We start from the raw sequence: 1,319 nt of genomic DNA, 5'->3' as shown, positions 1-1,319 counted from the left end.
CACGACGCCACGCCGAAGCCCGGGTGGGTCCCGAATCAGACCGTCACACTGGTCCCGAATCAGACTGTCACCGCCAGAGGTACTTGCGGATTGCGTGGAATAGGAATGTCCCAGACCCACAGCTAGGGTCGAGGGCGACGGAGTTCAGTGGGTCGGGCAGGAACGCATCGACCATGCGGTCCGCCAACCAGTCTGGGGTGTAATACTCGCCGAGACGCTCGCGAACATCTTTCGTGATGACCGACTCGTAGAGGATTTTCAGCACGTCATGCTCGACCGATCCCCAGTCGAATCGGGCGATACGACGGCCTAGGTTTCGGACGAACACCTCGCCCTCCGGGGTATCGGTAACCCAGTCAAAGAAATCCTCTTCGACTACCCCGCGAATCCGTGCGTTGGCGAACTCCGACCCGCTGGTGATCTGTTTGGCCGATAGGTCACCTGCTGGCCCGACGGTGAATCCGAGCACCGCATGTGCGATGAGCTCCGCAGTGGTCACCAGGAGTGTGTGGGTGACGAACAAGTCCGCGTCGTCGACGAACTCGGCACCGAACGCGGCTCGTAGCAGCTTTGCCCACAGTTGACGTTTGAGCTGTATCTCCTCGTCGGCAGCATGGGCGTCGTAGATGGACTTCAACTCTGCCGTATCGAGTTTGTACGCAGGTGACTCCGCTCCGAGACGTTGCTCGATTTCTTCGGGGGCGGGCTTGATGGCGGTCAAAGTCGACAACACCGATTCCAGCCACACCAGTAGTTCCTGGGTATCTGGGTTTTGCTTGCTCAGTTTGTACTGCGACACCAGCTCCAAAGCGGCGTCGCGCAGGTGGTAGAGCCGCCACTCGGCACCATCGGTGAGGATGCCGACGTACTGGCCGAGCGCCTCAGACCGTTGCTTGACGTACCCCGCTAGTTGTCCTTCGGCCTTGGGGAGGTCGGCGGCGTGCAAGTCTTTTTTGACCTCGATGACGCACTGACCAATTTCCACGTCAATCCGCCGCCGAGTGCCATCACCGACCTGCGCCTCCATCGTCGCCACCGCGTCGTCTCCGAGCCCGATATCCGCCTGGGTCAACAGTGCGTAGATATCCGCCTGCGTCGTCGCTTCTGGGCGCTCAGTCTGCGCCGCGAGGCGGGCGACAATTTTGTCTAGAGAGGTTTCTGCCACGAATGAATGGTAGGCGGGATACGTACTCACCGTGGTCAAGCATCCACAGCCCTCTGAGCGTGTCGATGCACTACACGGAGGAATTGTCAAATCTTGTGGATCGGTGAGTTTCAGGCGACCTCCGTTCCTGCGGTTTGTGCCTCGGCCGGTGCTT

Annotated in this window: 1 protein-coding gene; it reads right to left on the bottom strand. The window is 60.0% G+C overall.

Annotation, left to right across the window (positions count from 1 at the left end):
- Positions 1–67 precede the first annotated feature (67 nt).
- Positions 68–1,165, bottom strand: a complete 1,098-nt coding sequence (locus B8W67_RS20080; RefSeq protein WP_234806840.1) for a type IIL restriction-modification enzyme MmeI — start codon at positions 1,163–1,165, stop codon at positions 68–70.
- Positions 1,166–1,319: the final 154 nt, after the last annotated feature.

Source organism: Mycolicibacillus koreensis, from assembly GCF_002104795.1.
Lineage (GTDB): Bacteria > Actinomycetota > Actinomycetes > Mycobacteriales > Mycobacteriaceae > Mycobacterium > Mycobacterium koreense.
This window is presented reverse-complemented; position numbering and strand designations above follow the sequence as displayed.